Genomic DNA, 15,982 nt, shown 5'->3' with positions numbered 1-15,982 from the left:
GCCCTCGCCACCGGACTACTGGGGCCCGAACAGCCCGCGGCCGTGCGCCTCGACGAACGCGTGGGCCTCACGCCAGGTCTTCGGCAGCGCGTCGTCGGTGCCCGTGTGTGCCTTCAGCAGTCCCATGAGATTGCGCCCGGGCGGGGTCAGCGGGCGGTCGTCGTGCCCCTCGGGAACCGGGTCGGAGCCCTCGGGGTTCCGCGGCGTGTACTGCGGGTGGGTCTGCGGCCAGTCCGTCACCGGCCGGGGCGCGTCGAGCGTCACGGCGCCGTCGATCGTCGGCGCGCCGTCGTCGCGCTTCGTGAGCGGCTCGAGCCCGTACTTGCCGGTGAGCGTGCTGATCAGCGACCCGTGGTGCACCGGATCGTGCACGATCGTGCCGGCGGCCGTGTACGCCGAGATCGCGATCGCCGGGACGCGCAGCCCGAGCCGGTCGAACGTGAAGTCCATCTCACCGGGCGAGCCGTCGCCGGGCGGCGTCGCGGCCGGCGGTGGCACGTGGTCGAACGTCCCGCCGTGCTCGTCGAACACGACGAGCAGCATCGTGTTCATCGCGTTCGACCCGGTCGTGCTCGCGCTCGATCGCACCGACGAGTAGATCTCGTGCAGCAGCGCCTCGCCGGCACGCACGTCCGAGATCGTCCCGCCGGTGACCTTCACGCCGTCGACCTCGGTCACGTCGACCGTGCCGACCGGCGGGTGCATGTCGTTGTGGTCGTAGAGCATGCGCGGCTCGACGAACGCGTAGGCGGGCAGCGTGCCGTCGGCTACGGACGCGTAGAAGTCGCTCATCGGGAAGAAGTTCGTGTGCCAGAACCGCTCGAGCACGGGCTTGTGGATGAGCCCCGTCATCGAGACGTGCTGCGAGTCGTCGTAGTACACGGCCCACGAGATGCCGGCCTCGTCGAGTCGGTTGAACACGGTCGGCGACGCGGCGCTCTTGCGGAACCACTTCTCGGTGCCGCCGTTGTCGTGGTTCGTGACGTACCCGTGCGAGGTCGACGCGTGGAAGAACGAGCGATTGCAGAACGTCGGGCCCGGCACCCCGCAGTGCCATCCGTCGAACACCGCGAAGCGCTTCGCGAGCGTCGAGAGCACGGGCAGCATGTCGGGCGTGAAGCCGCCGAGGGCCATCTCGAGCTCGTCGCCGGTCGGCACCCGGCCGAGCTCCATGTGGAACGCGTTGTGGTAGTCGTGCACGAAGCCGCGCATGGTCGGCCGACTGCCGGCAGGGGGCGCGTTGTACGGCTTCTCCATCTGCGACACCTGCAGCTCGGCGTTGCGCTTCGGGTCGACCGTGCCGAACAGCTGGGTGTTCACGTGCGGGTAGTCCTCGCCCGGGTCGGGGCGCGGGCTCGACATGATCTCGTCGGTCGTGCCCGTGTAGGCATGGGTCTCGTAGCTGCGGCCGTGCGGCCCGTCAATGCGGATCGGGTCGCCCTGCAGGCCCGCGAACGTCTCGCCCGCCGGGAGCTCGTCCTCCGCGTACAGGTGGCCGAGCAGGTTGTCGAACGAGCGGTTCTCGAACATGACGACCACGAGATGGTCCCAGCCGGGCCCGCCAGGTCGCGGCGGGATCGTGCCGGGTGGCGTCGCCGCCACCGAGTGACCGGGTCGAGCGGATGCCCCGGCGCCGGCGCCGTTCCCGGCTCCGGTTGCCCTGGCCGCCGCGAACCCGGCCGCGCCGCCGACGACCGCCCCGCCGGCCGCGACCCCGCCGAACTTCAGGAAGTCCCGCCGCGAGTGCCCGCGATCCCCGCCCTCCCCGCCTCCGGCGTCGCGCGTCCCGCGCTCCCCGCCTCCGGCGTCGCGCGCCCCGCGCTCGCCATCGCGCGCGCTCCCGGCCCCGTCGGACCCACCCGCCACGTCACACCATCCATTCCCCGTGCCACTCAGTGTCTCTCGCCGCCCCCGAAAGTGGGTTGGAGGACGGATTGCGTGTTGGAGGTCGATCAGGAGCGACCTCCAACACGCAATCCGTCCTCCATCCCGCCGTCGGCCCCCCACCCACCGTCCGGCCCCCACCCACCGTCCGGCTTCCACCCCACCATCCGCGGCGTTGGCGGAGACGGCGCTTGCGTCCGAGACGGGGCACCGCGCGTACGCTTGACGGGTGCAGTGCGGGTACTTCGACGACTGGCGATGCCGGTCGTGTTCGCTGATGGGCGACCCGTACGCGGCGCAGCTCGCGGCGAAGCAGCGCCGCGCCGAGGAACTGCTCGCGCCGTTCGGCGTCGGCACGTGGCATCCGGCCGTCGCCAGCGGCGAGCGGGACTACCGCAACAAGGCGAAGATGGTCGTCGGTGGCACGGTCGACGCGCCGACCATCGGCGTACTCGACGCCGACGGACACGGCATCGACCTGCAGGCCTGCGGCATCTGCTCGCCCGGCCACCGGGCCGCGTTCCCGGTGCTCGCACGCTTCATCACGCTCGCCCGGCTCACGCCATACGACGTCGCCACCCGACGAGGCGAGCTCAAGCACCTCATCGTCACGGAGTCACCCGACGGCGAGCTCATGGTGCGGTTCGTGCTGCGCTCGAGCGAGCCGCTGCCGCGGCTCCGCAAGCACCTGCCCACCCTGCTCGCCGAGCTGCCGCACGCCAGGGTCGTGAGCGCGAACCTGCTGCCCGAGCACAAGGCCGTGCTCGAGGGCGTCGACGAGGTCGTGCTCACCGAGCAGCAGACGCTGCCGATGCGGCTGAACGACGTGACGATGCACCTGCGACCGCAGAGCTTCTTCCAGACGAACACCGCGATCGCCGAGGCGCTGTACGCCGAGGCCCGCGACTGGATCCGCGGCCTCGCGCCCGACGAGGCCTGGGACCTGTACTCGGGCGTCGGCGGCTTCGCCCTGCACATCGCCGACGGCCGCACGGCCGTGACCGGCATCGAGACGAGCGTCGAGGCGGTCGCGAGCGCCGAGCTCAGCCGCACCGACGCGGTGCTCAGCCGGGTCGGGTTCGCCGCGGGCGACGCGACGGCGTTCGCGCTGGGCGCGGCGGCCGCGCCCGACCTCGTCATCGTGAACCCGCCTCGGCGCGGCATCGGTGCGGAACTCGCCGGCTGGCTCGAGCAATCGGATGCCTCGCACGTGCTCTATTCGAGCTGCAACGCCGTCTCGCTCGCGAAGGACCTCGCGGCGATGCCGTCGCTGCGCCCCGTGCGGGCCCGCGTCTTCGACATGTTCCCGCAGACGACGCACTTCGAGGTCATGACCCTTCTCGAACGCCTCTGACACTCCCACCTCCCCCTCCCACCTCCCACTTCCCACCTCCCCTCTCTCACTCCTCTCCCACCTCCACCGAGTGATGACGATATGCCTCGGGTGATGACGGAACGGGCCGACGTTGGGCACGAATCGTCATCACTCGGCGGCGAGGCCGACGGGGTCGGGCGAGGCGAGGCGAGGCGAGGCCGGGCGGGGCGGGGCCGGGCGGGGCGAGGTGGAGCCGGGGGCGGGGCGGGGTCAGGCGCCGGCGGCGAGTTCGCGCGAGCGCGCGAGCGCGGCGGCGGTGGCACGGTCGAACGTCTGCCTGAACTGCGCCTCCTCGAGCACGGCGATCGCCCGCTCGGTCGTGCCCTTGGGACTCGTCACGCGGCGGCGCAGCTCGGCGGGGTCGTCACCCGAGTGCGCGAGCAGTTCGGATGCCCCGCGGAAGGTTCCCTGCACCATCACGGCGGCCTCCTCGGGCGAGAACCCGAGGCCGATCGCCGTGGCCGTGAGCTGTTCGATGAGGAAGAACACGTAGGCCGGCCCCGAGCCCGAGATGGTCCCCAGTGCGTCGAGCTGCGACTCGGGCACGACGAGCACGTCGCCGACGGTCTCGAAGAGCGAGACGACGAGCGCGAGGTCCGCCTCGCTCGACCGGCTGCCGGCCGACACCCCGGTGACGGCCCGGCCGACGACGGCGGGCGTGTTGGGCATGGTCCGCACGACCGACACGTGAGCCGGCAGCAGCGACTCGTACGTCTCGACGGTCACGCCCGCGGCCACGCTCACGACGACCGCTCCGGGTTCGAGCGCGTCGGCGATCTCACGCAGCAGGTCGGGCACCATGGCCGGCTTCACCGCCACCACCACGAGCTTCGCGCCGGCGACCGCACGACGGTTGGCCGAGGCATCCGTCTCGGTCGCGAAGGCGACCACGCCGTCGACCGCGTCCAACTCGGCGGCCTTCGCCGCCGACCGGTTCGTGGCACGGATGTCGCCGGCGACCTCGACGCCCGGGCGGAGCAGCCCGCTCAGCACGGCGCGTGCCATCGAGCCCGCTCCGAGGAAGGCGATCGAGGGCAGTGTCACGGACTCCTGGTTCGGCATGCGACCCATCCTAGGATTGGCGCATGAGTGCAACAGGCGGTACGAAGGCGATCATCGCCGCGTTCCTCGCGAACCTCGGCATCGCGATCACGAAGTTCATCGCCTGGGCGGTCTCGGGCTCGGCGTCCATGCTCGCGGAGGGCGTGCACTCGCTGGCCGACTCGGGCAACCAGCTGCTGCTGATCCTCGGTGGCCGCAAGGCGAAGAAGCAGGCCGACCGCGAGCATCCGTTCGGCTACGGCCGCGAACGGTACGTGTACGCGTTCGTCGTCTCGATCATCCTGTTCTCGGTCGGCGGCGTGTTCTCGATCTACGAGGGCATCGACAAGCTGCGGCACCCGCACGAGCTCACGAACGCGTGGCTCCCGATCCTCGTGCTCGTCATCGCGATCGTGCTCGAGTCGTTCTCGCTCCGCACCGCCGTCAAGGAGTCGAACCCGCTGCGCGGCCGCCAGACCTGGGTGCAGTTCGTGCGCCGCGCGAAGGCGCCCGAGCTGCCCGTCGTGCTGCTCGAAGACCTCGCGGCGCTCGTCGGCCTCGTGTTCGCGCTGCTCGGCGTCGGCCTCACGGTGATCACGGGCAACAGCACGTTCGACGCGATCGGCACGCTCGCGATCGGCACGCTGCTCATCGTGGTCGCGATCATCCTCGGCATCGAGACGAAGAGTCTCCTCGTCGGTGAGGGCGCGAACGAGAGCGACCTCGACCAGATCGAGCACGCCATCCTCAGCGGTCCCGAGGCCGAGCGCATCATCCACATGAAGACGCTGTATCTCGGCCCCGACGAGCTGCTCGTCGCGGCGAAGCTCGGCTTCACCGCCGACCAGCGGCTGCTCGAGGTCGCCGCGGCGACGAACGTGATCGAGCGACGCATCCGTGAGGCGGTGCCGACGGCCCGCGTGATCTACATCGAACCCGATGTCTGGGTCGACCCAGAGGCGGTCGCCCCGCCCACTGACGCGATCGTCATCAAGGGCCTCGAATGACGGATGCCTCGGCGCACGGCCGTGCGGCGGGTGCGTCCGTGCCCGCGGCCACGTCCTCGGCGACGCTCGCGGCCGTGCTCACGGCCGTCTGAGCGGGTCCTCGAAGAACCGCACGAGCAGCTCGGTCGAAGCCCCGGCCTCGACGCCCGGAACCACCTCGGCGCGGTGGTTCAAGCGACGGTCGCGCAGGAGGTCGTAGATCGAGCCTGCCGCGCCGGCCTTCTCGTCCCACGCGCCGAACACCACGGTGCCGACCCGGGACTGCACGATGGCGCCCGCGCACATGACGCACGGTTCAAGCGTGACCACGAGCGTGCAGGAGTTGAGACGCCAGTCGCCCAGGACGGCGGCGGCGTCGCGGATGGCGAGCACCTCGGCGTGCGCGGTGGGGTCGCCGGTGAGCTCGCGCTCGTTGCGTCGCGACGCGATGACCCGGCCAGATTCGTCGACCATGATCGCGCCGACCGGAACGTCGCGGGTCGCGGGAGCCTGCGCCGCCTCGACGAGCGCGAGGCGCATCCACTCGCGGTGGCGCGGTGAGCTGGGCACATCCACGCGCTCTCCCTCCCGAACCCGCCGGAACTAGGATCGAGCCTATGCGAGTCCATGTTGCCGATCACCCGCTCATCACCCACAAGCTGACGGTGCTCCGCGACGCCAAGACGCCGTCGCCCGTGTTCCGCGCCCTCGTCGACGAGCTGATGACACTGCTCTCCTACGAGGGCACGCGCAACGTGCGCGTGGAGCCGGTCGACATCGTCACCCCTGTGGCCGCGACGACGGGGGTGCGCATCGCTGAGCCGAAGCCGCTCATCGTGCCGATCCTCCGAGCCGGGCTCGGCATGCTCGACGGCATGGCCAAGATGGTACCCACGGCAGAGGTCGGCTTCCTCGGCATGGCTCGCGACGAGGAGACGCTGCAACCGACGACGTACGCCGAACGCCTGCCCGACGACCTGTCCGATCGGCAGTGCTTCGTGCTCGACCCGATGCTCGCAACGGGCGGCTCGCTCACGGCGGCCATCGAGTTCCTGTTCGACCGCGGCGCCGTCGACGTCACCGCCATCTGCATCCTCGCCGCGCCCGAGGGGCTCGCGGCCGTCGAGGAGGCGTTGCGCGGTCGCGAGGTCACGATCGTGCTCGGCGCGGTCGACGAGCGACTGAACGAGCTGGGCTACATCGTGCCTGGCCTGGGCGATGCGGGCGATCGGCTCTACGGCACGGTATAAGCCGACCGGCGCGGCGCTCGCGCCGAAGGATCTTCACGCCTGACGCGGAATCCCGCGGAGCCTCTTCAAGAAGATTTTTTCGTGTATGCGTTTCTCGAAGATCCTGTCATCGACCGGATCACGGGTCGCGATCCTTCCGGCCGCGCCGGAGCCCGGCGCACCGCGTGCGATGTCACACCCCGTCATGCGGGCGTCACGAATTGACACATCCCCAGCCCGTCCGTTTTACTCGCACCATGACCGACACCGCACGCACCCTGACCGCCCGCGAGGCGAACGGGATTGCCGACATGATGATGTCGGCGCGTGCCCCCATGTGTTGTCGAATGTGCCGCTGATCCTGCGCCCTTCCTCCGAGGCCCGGCGCGCGACCCGCATCCAGGTCGCCCAGGCTCTCGCATGAACCGCCGCCACCGGCGCTTCGCCCGGCCGTTCCGGCCACTCGCATCGGCCCCGTAGACGGGGCCGGTTCACGCACACACCGCACAAGGATTTCGTCATGTCGCTCGCGTACGCTCCCACCCGCCCCGCCGTCGCCCTCGCGCCCCGGCCCACTCGCCCTGAGATCGCCGGCGCACCGTCGGTGACCGCCACCCCGCTCGCCGCGCCGGCCGCGGCCGCACCCCGTGTCCGCGCCGTCCCAGACGGCACTGAAGCTCGCGGATTCGTGCTCTACGTCGGCATCGACGAGGCAAAGGCCCTTGCCGACGGCACGAGCCTGCACCGCATCGTCGAGGCACTCCGGCGCCTCACGGCCGAGGTCGCGCCATCGGCGGAGACCTACGCCGCGGTCGCACTGGCGCCCGAGGGCGCCGGTGGCCGCGACGTCGACGTCGTGCGCCTCGCACTGCAGGACCCGGCGGCGCTCGCCAAGCAGCGCGCCGAGGACACCGACGACGACATCGACCGTCACCCGAACGGCGTCATCATCGACATCTCGCGCAAGCGCGTCCTCCTGGACGGCGTGGCCGCCGGGCTCACCTACAAGGAGTTCGAGCTGCTGCAGTACCTCGTCCTGCGCGAGGGCCGTACCATCGACCGGCACGAGCTCATCGACAACCTGTGGGCCGCAGCGGACGACGAGATCCCGAGCGAGCGCACGATCGACGTGCATGTGCGCCGCCTGCGCTCGAAGCTCGCGCACTACCAGGACATCGTGCGGACGGTCCGCGGCTCGGGCTACCGGTTCGACCGCCACGCGGACGTGTCGATCCGTCAGGCCTCGACCCCGAGTCCCGACGTCTTCTGAAACAGACCTCGGCTGCCCCTAGCGCAGCGTTATCGATCTGTTATATATTTGTCAGGCACCGGTCGTTTGCTGTGGCGGCCGGTGTGGAATGTGATTGCAGGACACTCTTGGTGCAGAGTGAGGGTCGGTCGTCAGCCTCTACGACCGGCCCTCACTCATTTCTGGCACCACCCCCACGACCACGGTCCGGGTGGGCGCATTCCGCGAGTTCACACAATCCGACCACCGATGGTCATCTGCCGTGCCCGATTTCCGTATTCTGTTACGCACAGCACTCGCGGAACACGAATGGAGATCCTCATGGCAGATCGCACTCGGACGGTCGCGGCATGGGAGTCGCTCTTCCGGGCGCAGGTCGCCGTCATGCGAGCCCTCGCCGCCGAGTTCCCATCCGACGTCATCTCGCTGAACGAGTACGACGTGCTCTTCAACATCACCCGCGCGCCCGACCGGCGGCTTCGCCTGAAAGACCTCAACCGCCACGTCCTGCTCACGCAGCCGAGCGTGAGCCGCCTGGTCGACCGGCTCACCGCACGCGGACTGCTCACGAAGTCCGACGACCCGCTCGACGGCCGCGGGACCATCGTCGCGATCACGCCCGAGGGCTTTCAGCTGTTCCGCGAGGTGGCGATCGCGCATATGGAAGCGATCACGCGCCACGTGGGCTCGGCGCTCGACACCGATGAGCTCGCGCACCTCGCCGAGCTCTGCGACCGCCTGCGCGTCTCGGTCAATGGCGGGCACGCGGGCTGACGGCATCGCCTGCCCCCGCGCTGACGGTGGGGCGGGAACCCTACCTCCCGCCCCGCCGCGGCCTCCGATGGAGGCCTCCCCCGCCGAGCGACCCGAACTGAGCTCGGCGAGCCACCTCGGAGCGGAGCGTGCAGCGTGTCACGGTTCACGCGGCGAGGGTCGGCTGCCGACTCGGGGCCGGCTCGGGCTTGAACGCATCGTAACGCGAGGATGCCTCATGCGCAATGTCGCCCGAAGCAGGGCCTGCTTCGACGCCAGAGCTGGCGCCCGACGCGGTCCGGGATCAGCGTGCGGGGGCCACGACCGAACCGGCGTACTCGGGGTGTTCCTCGAGGTATGCGGCGATGAACGGGCACTCCGGCACGACGGCGTTCCCCTCGGCGATGGTGGCCTCGATGACGTGTCGGGCAAGCGCACTGCCGATGCCCTGCCCCTCGAACTGAGGCTTCACGACGGTGTGTGTGAACACCACACGGCCGGGCTCCTGCCGGAACATCGCGAAGCCGAGGAGTCGCTCACCGTCTCGGACCTCGTAGCGGTCACGGTCGGAGTTCCGGATGATCTCGAATGCGCGCTCGGTCACCATACGACCGTACGCTGTGCTCGATCGATCGGGCTCGACCCGGCGCCGCGGGGCGAGGGATGCGTGCACCCGTCGGGTGGCTTGTCGGGGAACGCGGTCAGCGCCGAGCGCCGACGCGCGGACGCGGGCTGCCGCGTTCCGGGGCCACGACTGGCGGGAACGGCCGCACGGGTCGGAGCCGAGCGCATCCCGACGTAGCGGGCGCGAGCACGCACCGGCACGTGACGCGCGGGCCCGGCCAGAGTCGACACCGGCGCCGCGATCGCGGTGGCATCGGGTTCGGTGGCGCCCTCCGACACACGCGGAGCCGTGGCGGTGATGGCGACGAGCGCGATGAGCCACGCGAACACCAGCGTGAAGGCCACGATCTCGAACACGGTGAGGTTGAAGATCTTGAGCCCGTCGTAGGCGACCATCGCCGCGACCTCCACGGCGAGCGCGCCGTACGAGAAGAGCACGAGCGAGCGTGGCATCCGCCGCGCCCACACCTGCACGCCGAGCGCCAGCACCGCGAAGCCGGCCGCCGCCCCGCACGCGAAGAGGTTGTGCAGATCGGTGGCGCCATCGATCGGCACGATGCCGACGCCCATGAGACTGGCGCCGATGAACGCGATGAGCACCCGGATCGCGGTGAGACCGCCTCGTCGCAGCCCGAACCGCTCCGACCGAAGGGACGCGCTCAGGGCTGGCCCGAGCAGCGCCATGCCGAGCCCCGACATGGTGACGGCGAGATTGAAGCACATGGCCGCGAAGTCGTCTGAGGTGCCGAGCGTGCTGAAGTTGTGCGCCCACCAGTCACCCGTCGGCGTGATGCTCATGCTCGCGATGCTGCCCGCGGCGAGCAGCATCGCCACGAGGTTGAAGCTGCGGTACGCCTCGTGCTCGAGGGCCGCGAGGTGCAGCCGCATCGTTCCAAGGCCGAGCCCCAGCGCGAACACGAGACCGACGACCACCGGACCACCGGGGACCACGGCGAACGCGGGCGCGGTGAAGTGCACCATGAGCAGGCCGATGCCCGCCCAGACGAGACCGTTCGCCCGAGCGCGTCGGCGGGCGCTGATCTCGGGGAAGCCGAGCTCCCCGAGGACGGCGAGGCTCGTGGGCGAGCCGGAGACCACGACGAGCGTCGCGCCGGCCACCGCCGCGACGGCGACGGCTGGCAACGCCCAGAAGTTGAGTTGGCCGGCGGCGCTCCATCCGGATGCTCCTGCGTCGGTCAGTTTCATCGCGATCGTGGCGAATGCGACGAAGATGAGCGCGACGTGGGCGCGACGGATGTACGCCTGACCATCTCGACCGAGAACCAGTCGGACGACCGAGGGTGCAGTCAGCGCACCGGCGTACCCACCCACCATCTGTACCCCACCCGGAAACCTTTGTGACCTGAGCCTAGCCGGGCGTTATGCCACGCGATCTCTTCGGCCGGAACACGACGCACGGATACCCAGCATATTCACAGAAATCTCACCGATGCGCGAGATTCTGAACGTCAGCTCCCGACGGCCACGGCCGAGGCCACAAATTCCGACCAGGACACCGGCGCGGAGGTCTTCGCCGACAGGCCGACACCACCGGTGGCCAGAATACCGTCCCGCGTGGACAGCACCTCGACCCCGTCGAGCGTGAAGGTCAGCACATCGCCCACCGCGCTCGCGCCGAGCTGGACCGACCCCGAGAAGTCGACGACGACCGGGGCTTCGGCGAGCACGGTGGCCGCCTGTGTACCCCGCGACCCCGCGGTCTTTCGCACGATCTTCGCGACCGTCCCGGAGGAGGTGCGCTCGATCACGAATCCGTAGCCGGTGTGCGATCCGGTCGAACGCAGCCAGCTGCCGGCGGATTCACCGACCGCGAGCCCGCCGTGGGACATCTGTGCAGCGACGGCCACATCCTGCCAACCGATGCCGGTGGACGTCGCAAACGAACTCTGCCCATCCGGCGAGCTCGCTTCCATCTGGGCGCCCGACACGGCGACGAGTCCATGGCCGACCCGCCAGTCGTCGGCGGCGACCAGCTCGGTCAGAGCCAGGTCGGCGAAGCCGGCCGAAGCGCGGTGGGTATGCAGGCCGACGACGCCGCTGGCGAGAGCGGCATCACGTGCGCGAACCACCGGCGTCCCGTTGATACTCACCTCGAGGAGGTCTCCGCTCGCACGCGACGTGAGCTCGAGCGGATACGTGACGGAAGAGACCGGTGCCGTGCCGAGCACCGTCGCCGTCCCCCCGAGCATCCGGATGAGCTGTGCGGAGTATGCACCCCCGGTCCGATAGAGGCGAGCGAGGTAGTAGGTCGACGGGTCCTGATACCGAAGCACGTGACCGACGCCCATGCTCGACTGACCGGAATGCAGCATGATCGAGGTCGTCAGCTCGACGTTCGGTCCGACCTGATCGAAGATCGCGACCTGATCCGCGGCAGTCCCATCCCACTGATTCAGGTCGTTGAGCGCCTCGCCGGCGAGCCAGTTCCCCGCGACGCTTTGCCAGCCGACGCCCGACACCGGCTCGAAGTCGACGCCCGTCGCGCTCGCGAGGGCCGCCTGCGCGACCTGCTCGAACGCGCCTGTGGCCCGATCCGTGTACAGACCGGTCGCACCGCTGCTCGGCGACGCGCTCGCCGCGGAGACGGCGAGCGCACCGTCGACGAAGAGCGCGACTCCGCTGTCGGTCGCGATCGCCTCGAGCTCGACGGGCTGTGAAAGATCCAGCGTGATCGGTTCGGAGGCGAGCACCGACGGGGTCCCCCCGACGATCCCGACGATCTGCGCGGAGAGCACGCCGCCCGTGCGATAGACCCGAGCGAGCACGCGGTTCGCCGCATCGGCGACCCGCACCTGCAGCCCGAACGCCATGCTGGCCGACGCCGATTGGAGCACGAACCGGGATGAGATCGATTGGTCGCTGCTTTCCGCACCAGCGCTGATGCCGGTGTCGCGGGCGGAGGTGCTCTGCTGGTGGAGCCCCCATTCGCCGGCTCGCTGCGCGGCGGCCCAGGTCCCCGAGGTCGCGGTCCAGCCGGATGTCCCAGCCGAGAAGTCGCTCGAGACGCGCGAGCCCTGACCGATCTCGAGCTCGGAGAAGGTCGCCTGCGTGCGGTGCGCGTAGAGGCCCACGCCACCATCGGCATGGGTCGCGTCGTGGACGCGAACGCCGAGCGCGCCGTTCACCCGGAGCTCGATCGCGCCGCCGACCACGACGACGTCGAGCTCGATCGGATCGGTCACCGACAGCGTGATCGGCGCGTCGCCGATGATCGCGGCGGTGCCGTTCGCCACCTTCACGACCTGCGCGCTGAGCACACCGCCGGTGCGGTACACGCGCGCCAGGTAGTAGTTCGACGGATCGACATACCGAACGTATGCTCCGACGCCGAAGGTGGGGCCGGTCGACTCGAGATCTGCCGAGACCCGGACCGACGATTCGGACGCACTCACCCGACGGAGCAGGGCCGCCTCGACGGCTGTGGCGGTCGTCTGCGAGACGGCCCAGACGCCGGGCGAGGTCTCCACCGGTCGCCACGTGCCCGCCGCGGGCTGGAAGTCGCCTGCCAGTCCCTCGACGCTCACGTCGACGACCCCGGCTGCCTCGTCGAACACGGGCTCGAACACGGCGTCTCCGGTCGTCCGCGACTGTTCGGCGATCACGACGTAGTCGCCGTCACGAACGAGCGGCACCGCGATGCCATTGACCTCGACCGCGACCGCGTCGAGGTCGCGAACACGCAATTCTTCGTCGCGGAACCCCCCGGTCTCGATCCGGAGCGTCGAGCCGAGTCGTACGCTGACGTCGCCGAGCGGCCCCGCGGACCTGACGAGGTCGCCAGCCGAGTCGGACACGCCGGTTCCGCCGACCAGCTGGATCGTCGTGACGTCGCCGAGTCCATCGGACGTGATCGCGAGGACCCTCGCATCGGTCGTGTGAGCACCGACGGTACGCGCCTGCGGCGTCGATTCGAAACTCTGATAGAACGCCAGGCTGGAGTCGGCGAGCTCGACGTCGAACGCGGTCGCGGTGTCGACCGGGACCCCGAGTGAGGTCCGGGTCACGTCGGCGTCCGGGGCGGAGCCGGCCGCACCGGGCAGCAGCACGGTATCGAACGCCGCCGGTCCTGCGACGCTCTGATCGAACGAGAAGTACTCGGCGTCCGACTCCAACCCGCCCAGGCCGTCGGCGATGTAGCCGTCGTCGTGCACCGTCGTCGGCACAGCATCGACCGGGATCACCGAGATGCCGGGGACCGACCCGAACCCCGCGTTCACGGTGCCCGCGGCGGTCACGTCGATCGGCGCATCACCCGGCGGATGCCAGAGCTGCCGGTACGCGTTGGTCGACGACGACCCTTGCAGGCGGTCGCTGAGGATCCACAGCCCGGCTTCCTTCGCGAAGAACACGTTCCGGTCATGCGTGATCGGGGCGTAATCGTCGTGCATCCCGGCGTAGAAGTCGAAGCCGGCGTTGCTGGCCCAGGCTTCAGCCCGGCGCACCCGGTCGCCGGCCGCAGGACCCGGCTGCGCCTGGCCGTTGACCTCGACCGTGTTGTGCGCGGCCGTCGTCCGCCTGAGCCAGTTCGCCGAGGGCGTGTCGTTGTAGTCGACCACGCCGGGATCGATGAGGAGCGGCCGGCCGTGGGCGTAGGCCACCACGGACAGGTCATCCGGATGCCGGTGGGACGCCCCGTAGTTGGTGTCCTGATTGGCGACGGCCAGATAGGCGTCCTCGCTGTCCCACCCGGTCCGCATGAACGCATACGAGTGAGGCGCGAGGTCCGACCCGAGCGCGGGCATCGTACCGGTCGCACCCTCGCTCGCCACCCAGCGCATGTCGTCCCGGTCGAACAGCTCGGCGTACGCGGTCAGGCTCAACGTCGACGACGGGGTGTCCCCGATCAGCGGCACGGTAAAGTCCGGCATCGTCGCGGCCATGATGACCTCGGCCTGGCGCTCCATGACCTGCAGGTGTGCCGCGAGCGGGGAACGCCCGTTCAGGCGTCCGAACCGCTCGATCTGCACCAGCAGGTCGAGGTTGTACGCCTGATAGTTCAGCGCCGGCTCGAACTGGACGGCGTCGCCCTTCATCTGCAGTGCGACGACCCGGTCCATCGCGCCGATCACCCGGCGCTCCCAGGTCGTCGAGCTGATGAACTCGGGGAAGTAGACGGCGGTCATGTAGACGGCACGCGCGATGGAGGCGTACCAGTTGTTGCCGTTGTGCCGCTCCAGATTGCGGCAGAGATCGTCGGCCATCGCGTGAATCTGCGCGACGTACCGTGACAGCACCTGCGGGTCGGCGGTCGGCGAGTCCTTGAAGACGGAGTACGCCCCGAGCCATTGCGTGAGGCGCTTGGCCGTGCCGAGCCGGTTGTAGGGGGAGACCACGTTCTCGTGCGCGTCCATGAAGTCGACGGCGGTCCGTTCCCATGCCGCGGTATACACGGCGCGCTTCGGATCCGTGCTCGGGAGCGCGAGATAGGCGCCGGTGAGTGTCGCGTAGAACGTGAAGTCGTACATCCAGTAGTGCGGTTGACCGAGCGGCACGGCCGGATCGTCGCTCCAGGTGTCGGCCCAGTCGATTCCCGAGCTGAAGTCCCGGGACAGGCCGCCGCGGAACTCGAAGTACCCGTCCGCCAGTTCATCGGCCGTCGAGGTGACCAGCGAGCTGACCGACCCGGGGACGATCGGCGTCCACTCCGGTGTGGTCCGCGCGGCGAAGTGGGTCTGGAGCGCCTCGGCAGCGCCGACCAGGTCGTTCTGGGCGACCTCGGAGGCCACCGCGCTCAGCTCGGGCCGGCCGAGATCCAGGACGTCGAAGACGTCCTCGTACTCGACGGCCGACGCGGTCGTCACCTGCAGGGAGGAGGCCACGAGCGCCGCAGAGACGACACCAGCAACCATCCAGGACTTCCGGCCATGCAACATCGGCGAACCGCCTTCCTTGGGATGCGGCCACCATAGACGCTTTACGGCCTAGACCGCAATGGTCAGTTCGACCAGGCGAACTCCGCGGCCCTGCCGACGTGCGTCGAGGCGTCCCCGCGCGCCAACGCCAATGCCCCCGCGGCGGCACTGCCGCGCGGCGCACTCACCTCGGCTCCGGGCGCCAGCCGTCCGAGCTCCTGGCGGAACGGTCGGATCAGGAGGTCGCCGACGTCGAACAGCCCGCCTCCCCACGAGAAGTGCGGCGGCACTCCCTGGGAGATCGCGTGGATGTTGCGCGCGAGCATCGCGCCCGCATCGTTCCAGATCCCGGCCGCCACACCACAGGTCGTGGCAGCGGCGGCCACGGTCGGCGTGAAGCCGGCGAGGAACGACCCCGGCGTCGCTGAGGAATACACCGCGTCGATGAGGTCGTCGGTCGACCCGAAGCTGCCGAGCAGCGCCTGGAGCAACGTCTCGGAACCTCCGCTCCGGCCGTCCGCCGCGCACAGCGCCGCACGCAGGCCGGCCGCACCGATCCACGCGCCGCTTCCTTCGTCGCCCAGGAGATACCCCCATCCATCGACCCGCCGCTCGACGGTGACGTGGTCGGTGGCATAGCCGATCGCGCCGGTCCCAGCGGCGATCACCGCACCGGGCCGGCCCCCGAGGGCCCCGACATGCGTCGTGAGCACATCGCTCACGACGAGCACGGCTCCGCATCGGAGTTCGTCGCGCACGCGAAGCGCCAGCACATCGGAATCGACCAGGTCAGGCACACCGGTGGTGCCGATGACGAGCCGTTCGATCCCAGCGCCGCCCACAGACATCACCGGATGCAGCAGGCGGGCGATTCGGTCGGTCAGCGCATCCTCGTCGATTCGGCCATTCCGTCGATCCACGTATCCCGTGTGCCGGAGCATCCTTCGAACCCCGTCGACCTCCACTTC

General features: G+C 70.0%; 12 protein-coding genes. 5 read left to right on the top strand and 7 right to left on the bottom strand.

Going from position 1 to position 15,982, the window contains the following annotated elements:
• Positions 1-15: 15 nt before the first annotated feature.
• Complete coding sequence (locus tag QU602_RS02635; protein WP_308798611.1) at positions 16-1,866, bottom strand: alkaline phosphatase family protein; 1,851 nt, start codon at positions 1,864-1,866, stop codon at positions 16-18.
• Positions 1,867-2,113: 247 nt separating this feature from the next.
• On the opposite strand from QU602_RS02635, the gene rlmC reads away from it, so the two are divergent.
• Positions 2,114-3,238: a 23S rRNA (uracil(747)-C(5))-methyltransferase RlmC gene (gene rlmC / locus QU602_RS02630; protein ID WP_308798610.1), complete on the top strand. Its 1,125-nt coding sequence runs from the start codon at positions 2,114-2,116 to the stop codon at positions 3,236-3,238.
• A 231-nt stretch (positions 3,239-3,469) separates the two neighbouring features.
• Here the strand turns inward: rlmC and proC are convergent, their stop codons facing one another.
• The gene (gene proC / locus QU602_RS02625) at positions 3,470-4,321 is read right to left on the bottom strand and encodes a pyrroline-5-carboxylate reductase (RefSeq protein WP_308798609.1); all 852 of its coding nucleotides are present in this window, start codon (positions 4,319-4,321) and stop codon (positions 3,470-3,472) included.
• A gap of 23 nt (positions 4,322-4,344) precedes the next feature.
• Between proC and QU602_RS02620 the strand changes: the two genes are divergently transcribed.
• Positions 4,345-5,307, top strand: a complete 963-nt coding sequence (locus QU602_RS02620; protein WP_308798608.1) for a cation diffusion facilitator family transporter — start codon at positions 4,345-4,347, stop codon at positions 5,305-5,307.
• A gap of 78 nt (positions 5,308-5,385) precedes the next feature.
• Here the strand turns inward: QU602_RS02620 and QU602_RS02615 are convergent, their stop codons facing one another.
• A complete protein-coding gene (locus QU602_RS02615) occupies positions 5,386-5,826 on the bottom strand; it encodes a nucleoside deaminase (RefSeq protein ID WP_373692963.1) in 441 nt (146 codons plus the stop codon).
• A 77-nt stretch (positions 5,827-5,903) separates the two neighbouring features.
• Here QU602_RS02615 and upp point away from each other — a divergent pair, with 77 nt between their 5' ends.
• The 3 genes from upp to QU602_RS02600 all read left to right on the top strand — a co-directional run bounded on the left by upp (position 5,904) and on the right by QU602_RS02600 (position 8,538).
• Complete coding sequence (gene upp, locus QU602_RS02610) at positions 5,904-6,536, top strand: uracil phosphoribosyltransferase (protein ID WP_308798607.1); 633 nt, start codon at positions 5,904-5,906, stop codon at positions 6,534-6,536.
• A gap of 499 nt (positions 6,537-7,035) precedes the next feature.
• Positions 7,036-7,785 carry a winged helix-turn-helix domain-containing protein gene (locus QU602_RS02605; protein WP_308798606.1) on the top strand — a complete coding sequence of 250 codons (750 nt, stop codon included), beginning with the start codon at positions 7,036-7,038 and terminating at the stop codon, positions 7,783-7,785.
• Between the two features lie 300 nt (positions 7,786-8,085).
• A complete protein-coding gene (locus tag QU602_RS02600; protein WP_308798605.1) occupies positions 8,086-8,538 on the top strand; it encodes a MarR family winged helix-turn-helix transcriptional regulator in 453 nt (150 codons plus the stop codon).
• 283 nt (positions 8,539-8,821) lie between these two features.
• Here the strand turns inward: QU602_RS02600 and QU602_RS02595 are convergent, their stop codons facing one another.
• From QU602_RS02595 to QU602_RS02580, 4 genes are all read right to left on the bottom strand, one after another.
• Positions 8,822-9,121: a GNAT family N-acetyltransferase gene (locus QU602_RS02595; protein WP_308798604.1), complete on the bottom strand. Its 300-nt coding sequence runs from the start codon at positions 9,119-9,121 to the stop codon at positions 8,822-8,824.
• The gene (locus QU602_RS02590; RefSeq protein WP_308798603.1) at positions 9,118-10,347 is read right to left on the bottom strand and encodes a hypothetical protein; all 1,230 of its coding nucleotides are present in this window, start codon (positions 10,345-10,347) and stop codon (positions 9,118-9,120) included. The genes QU602_RS02595 and QU602_RS02590 overlap by 4 nt, the downstream gene beginning before the upstream one ends.
• 263 nt (positions 10,348-10,610) lie before the next feature.
• Positions 10,611-15,011: an alginate lyase family protein gene (locus tag QU602_RS02585; RefSeq protein WP_308798601.1), complete on the bottom strand. Its 4,401-nt coding sequence runs from the start codon at positions 15,009-15,011 to the stop codon at positions 10,611-10,613.
• A gap of 86 nt (positions 15,012-15,097) precedes the next feature.
• The gene (locus tag QU602_RS02580; protein WP_373692962.1) at positions 15,098-15,979 is read right to left on the bottom strand and encodes an N-acetylglucosamine kinase; all 882 of its coding nucleotides are present in this window, start codon (positions 15,977-15,979) and stop codon (positions 15,098-15,100) included.
• Positions 15,980-15,982: the final 3 nt, after the last annotated feature.

Source organism: Agromyces protaetiae (assembly GCF_030866785.1).
Taxonomy (GTDB): Bacteria; Actinomycetota; Actinomycetes; order Actinomycetales; family Microbacteriaceae; genus Agromyces; species Agromyces silvae.
The sequence above is the reverse complement of the archived record's forward strand: the minus strand, read 5'-3'. Positions and strand labels throughout refer to the sequence as shown.

Bases quoted from the DNA above. Each gene is read 5' to 3' on its own strand.
- proC (WP_308798609.1), bottom strand. From the start codon at position 4,321: ATGCCGAACCAGGAGTCCGTGACACTGCCCTCGATCGCCTTCCTCGGA.
- QU602_RS02620 (WP_308798608.1), top strand. From the start codon at position 4,345: ATGAGTGCAACAGGCGGTACGAAGGCGATCATCGCCGCGTTCCTCGCG.
- QU602_RS02615 (WP_373692963.1), bottom strand. From the start codon at position 5,826: ATGCGCCTCGCGCTCGTCGAGGCGGCGCAGGCTCCCGCGACCCGCGAC.
- upp (WP_308798607.1), top strand. From the start codon at position 5,904: ATGCGAGTCCATGTTGCCGATCACCCGCTCATCACCCACAAGCTGACG.
- QU602_RS02605 (WP_308798606.1), top strand. From the start codon at position 7,036: ATGTCGCTCGCGTACGCTCCCACCCGCCCCGCCGTCGCCCTCGCGCCC.
- QU602_RS02600 (WP_308798605.1), top strand. From the start codon at position 8,086: ATGGCAGATCGCACTCGGACGGTCGCGGCATGGGAGTCGCTCTTCCGG.
- QU602_RS02590 (WP_308798603.1), bottom strand. From the start codon at position 10,347: ATGAAACTGACCGACGCAGGAGCATCCGGATGGAGCGCCGCCGGCCAA.
- QU602_RS02585 (WP_308798601.1), bottom strand. From the start codon at position 15,011: ATGGTTGCTGGTGTCGTCTCTGCGGCGCTCGTGGCCTCCTCCCTGCAG.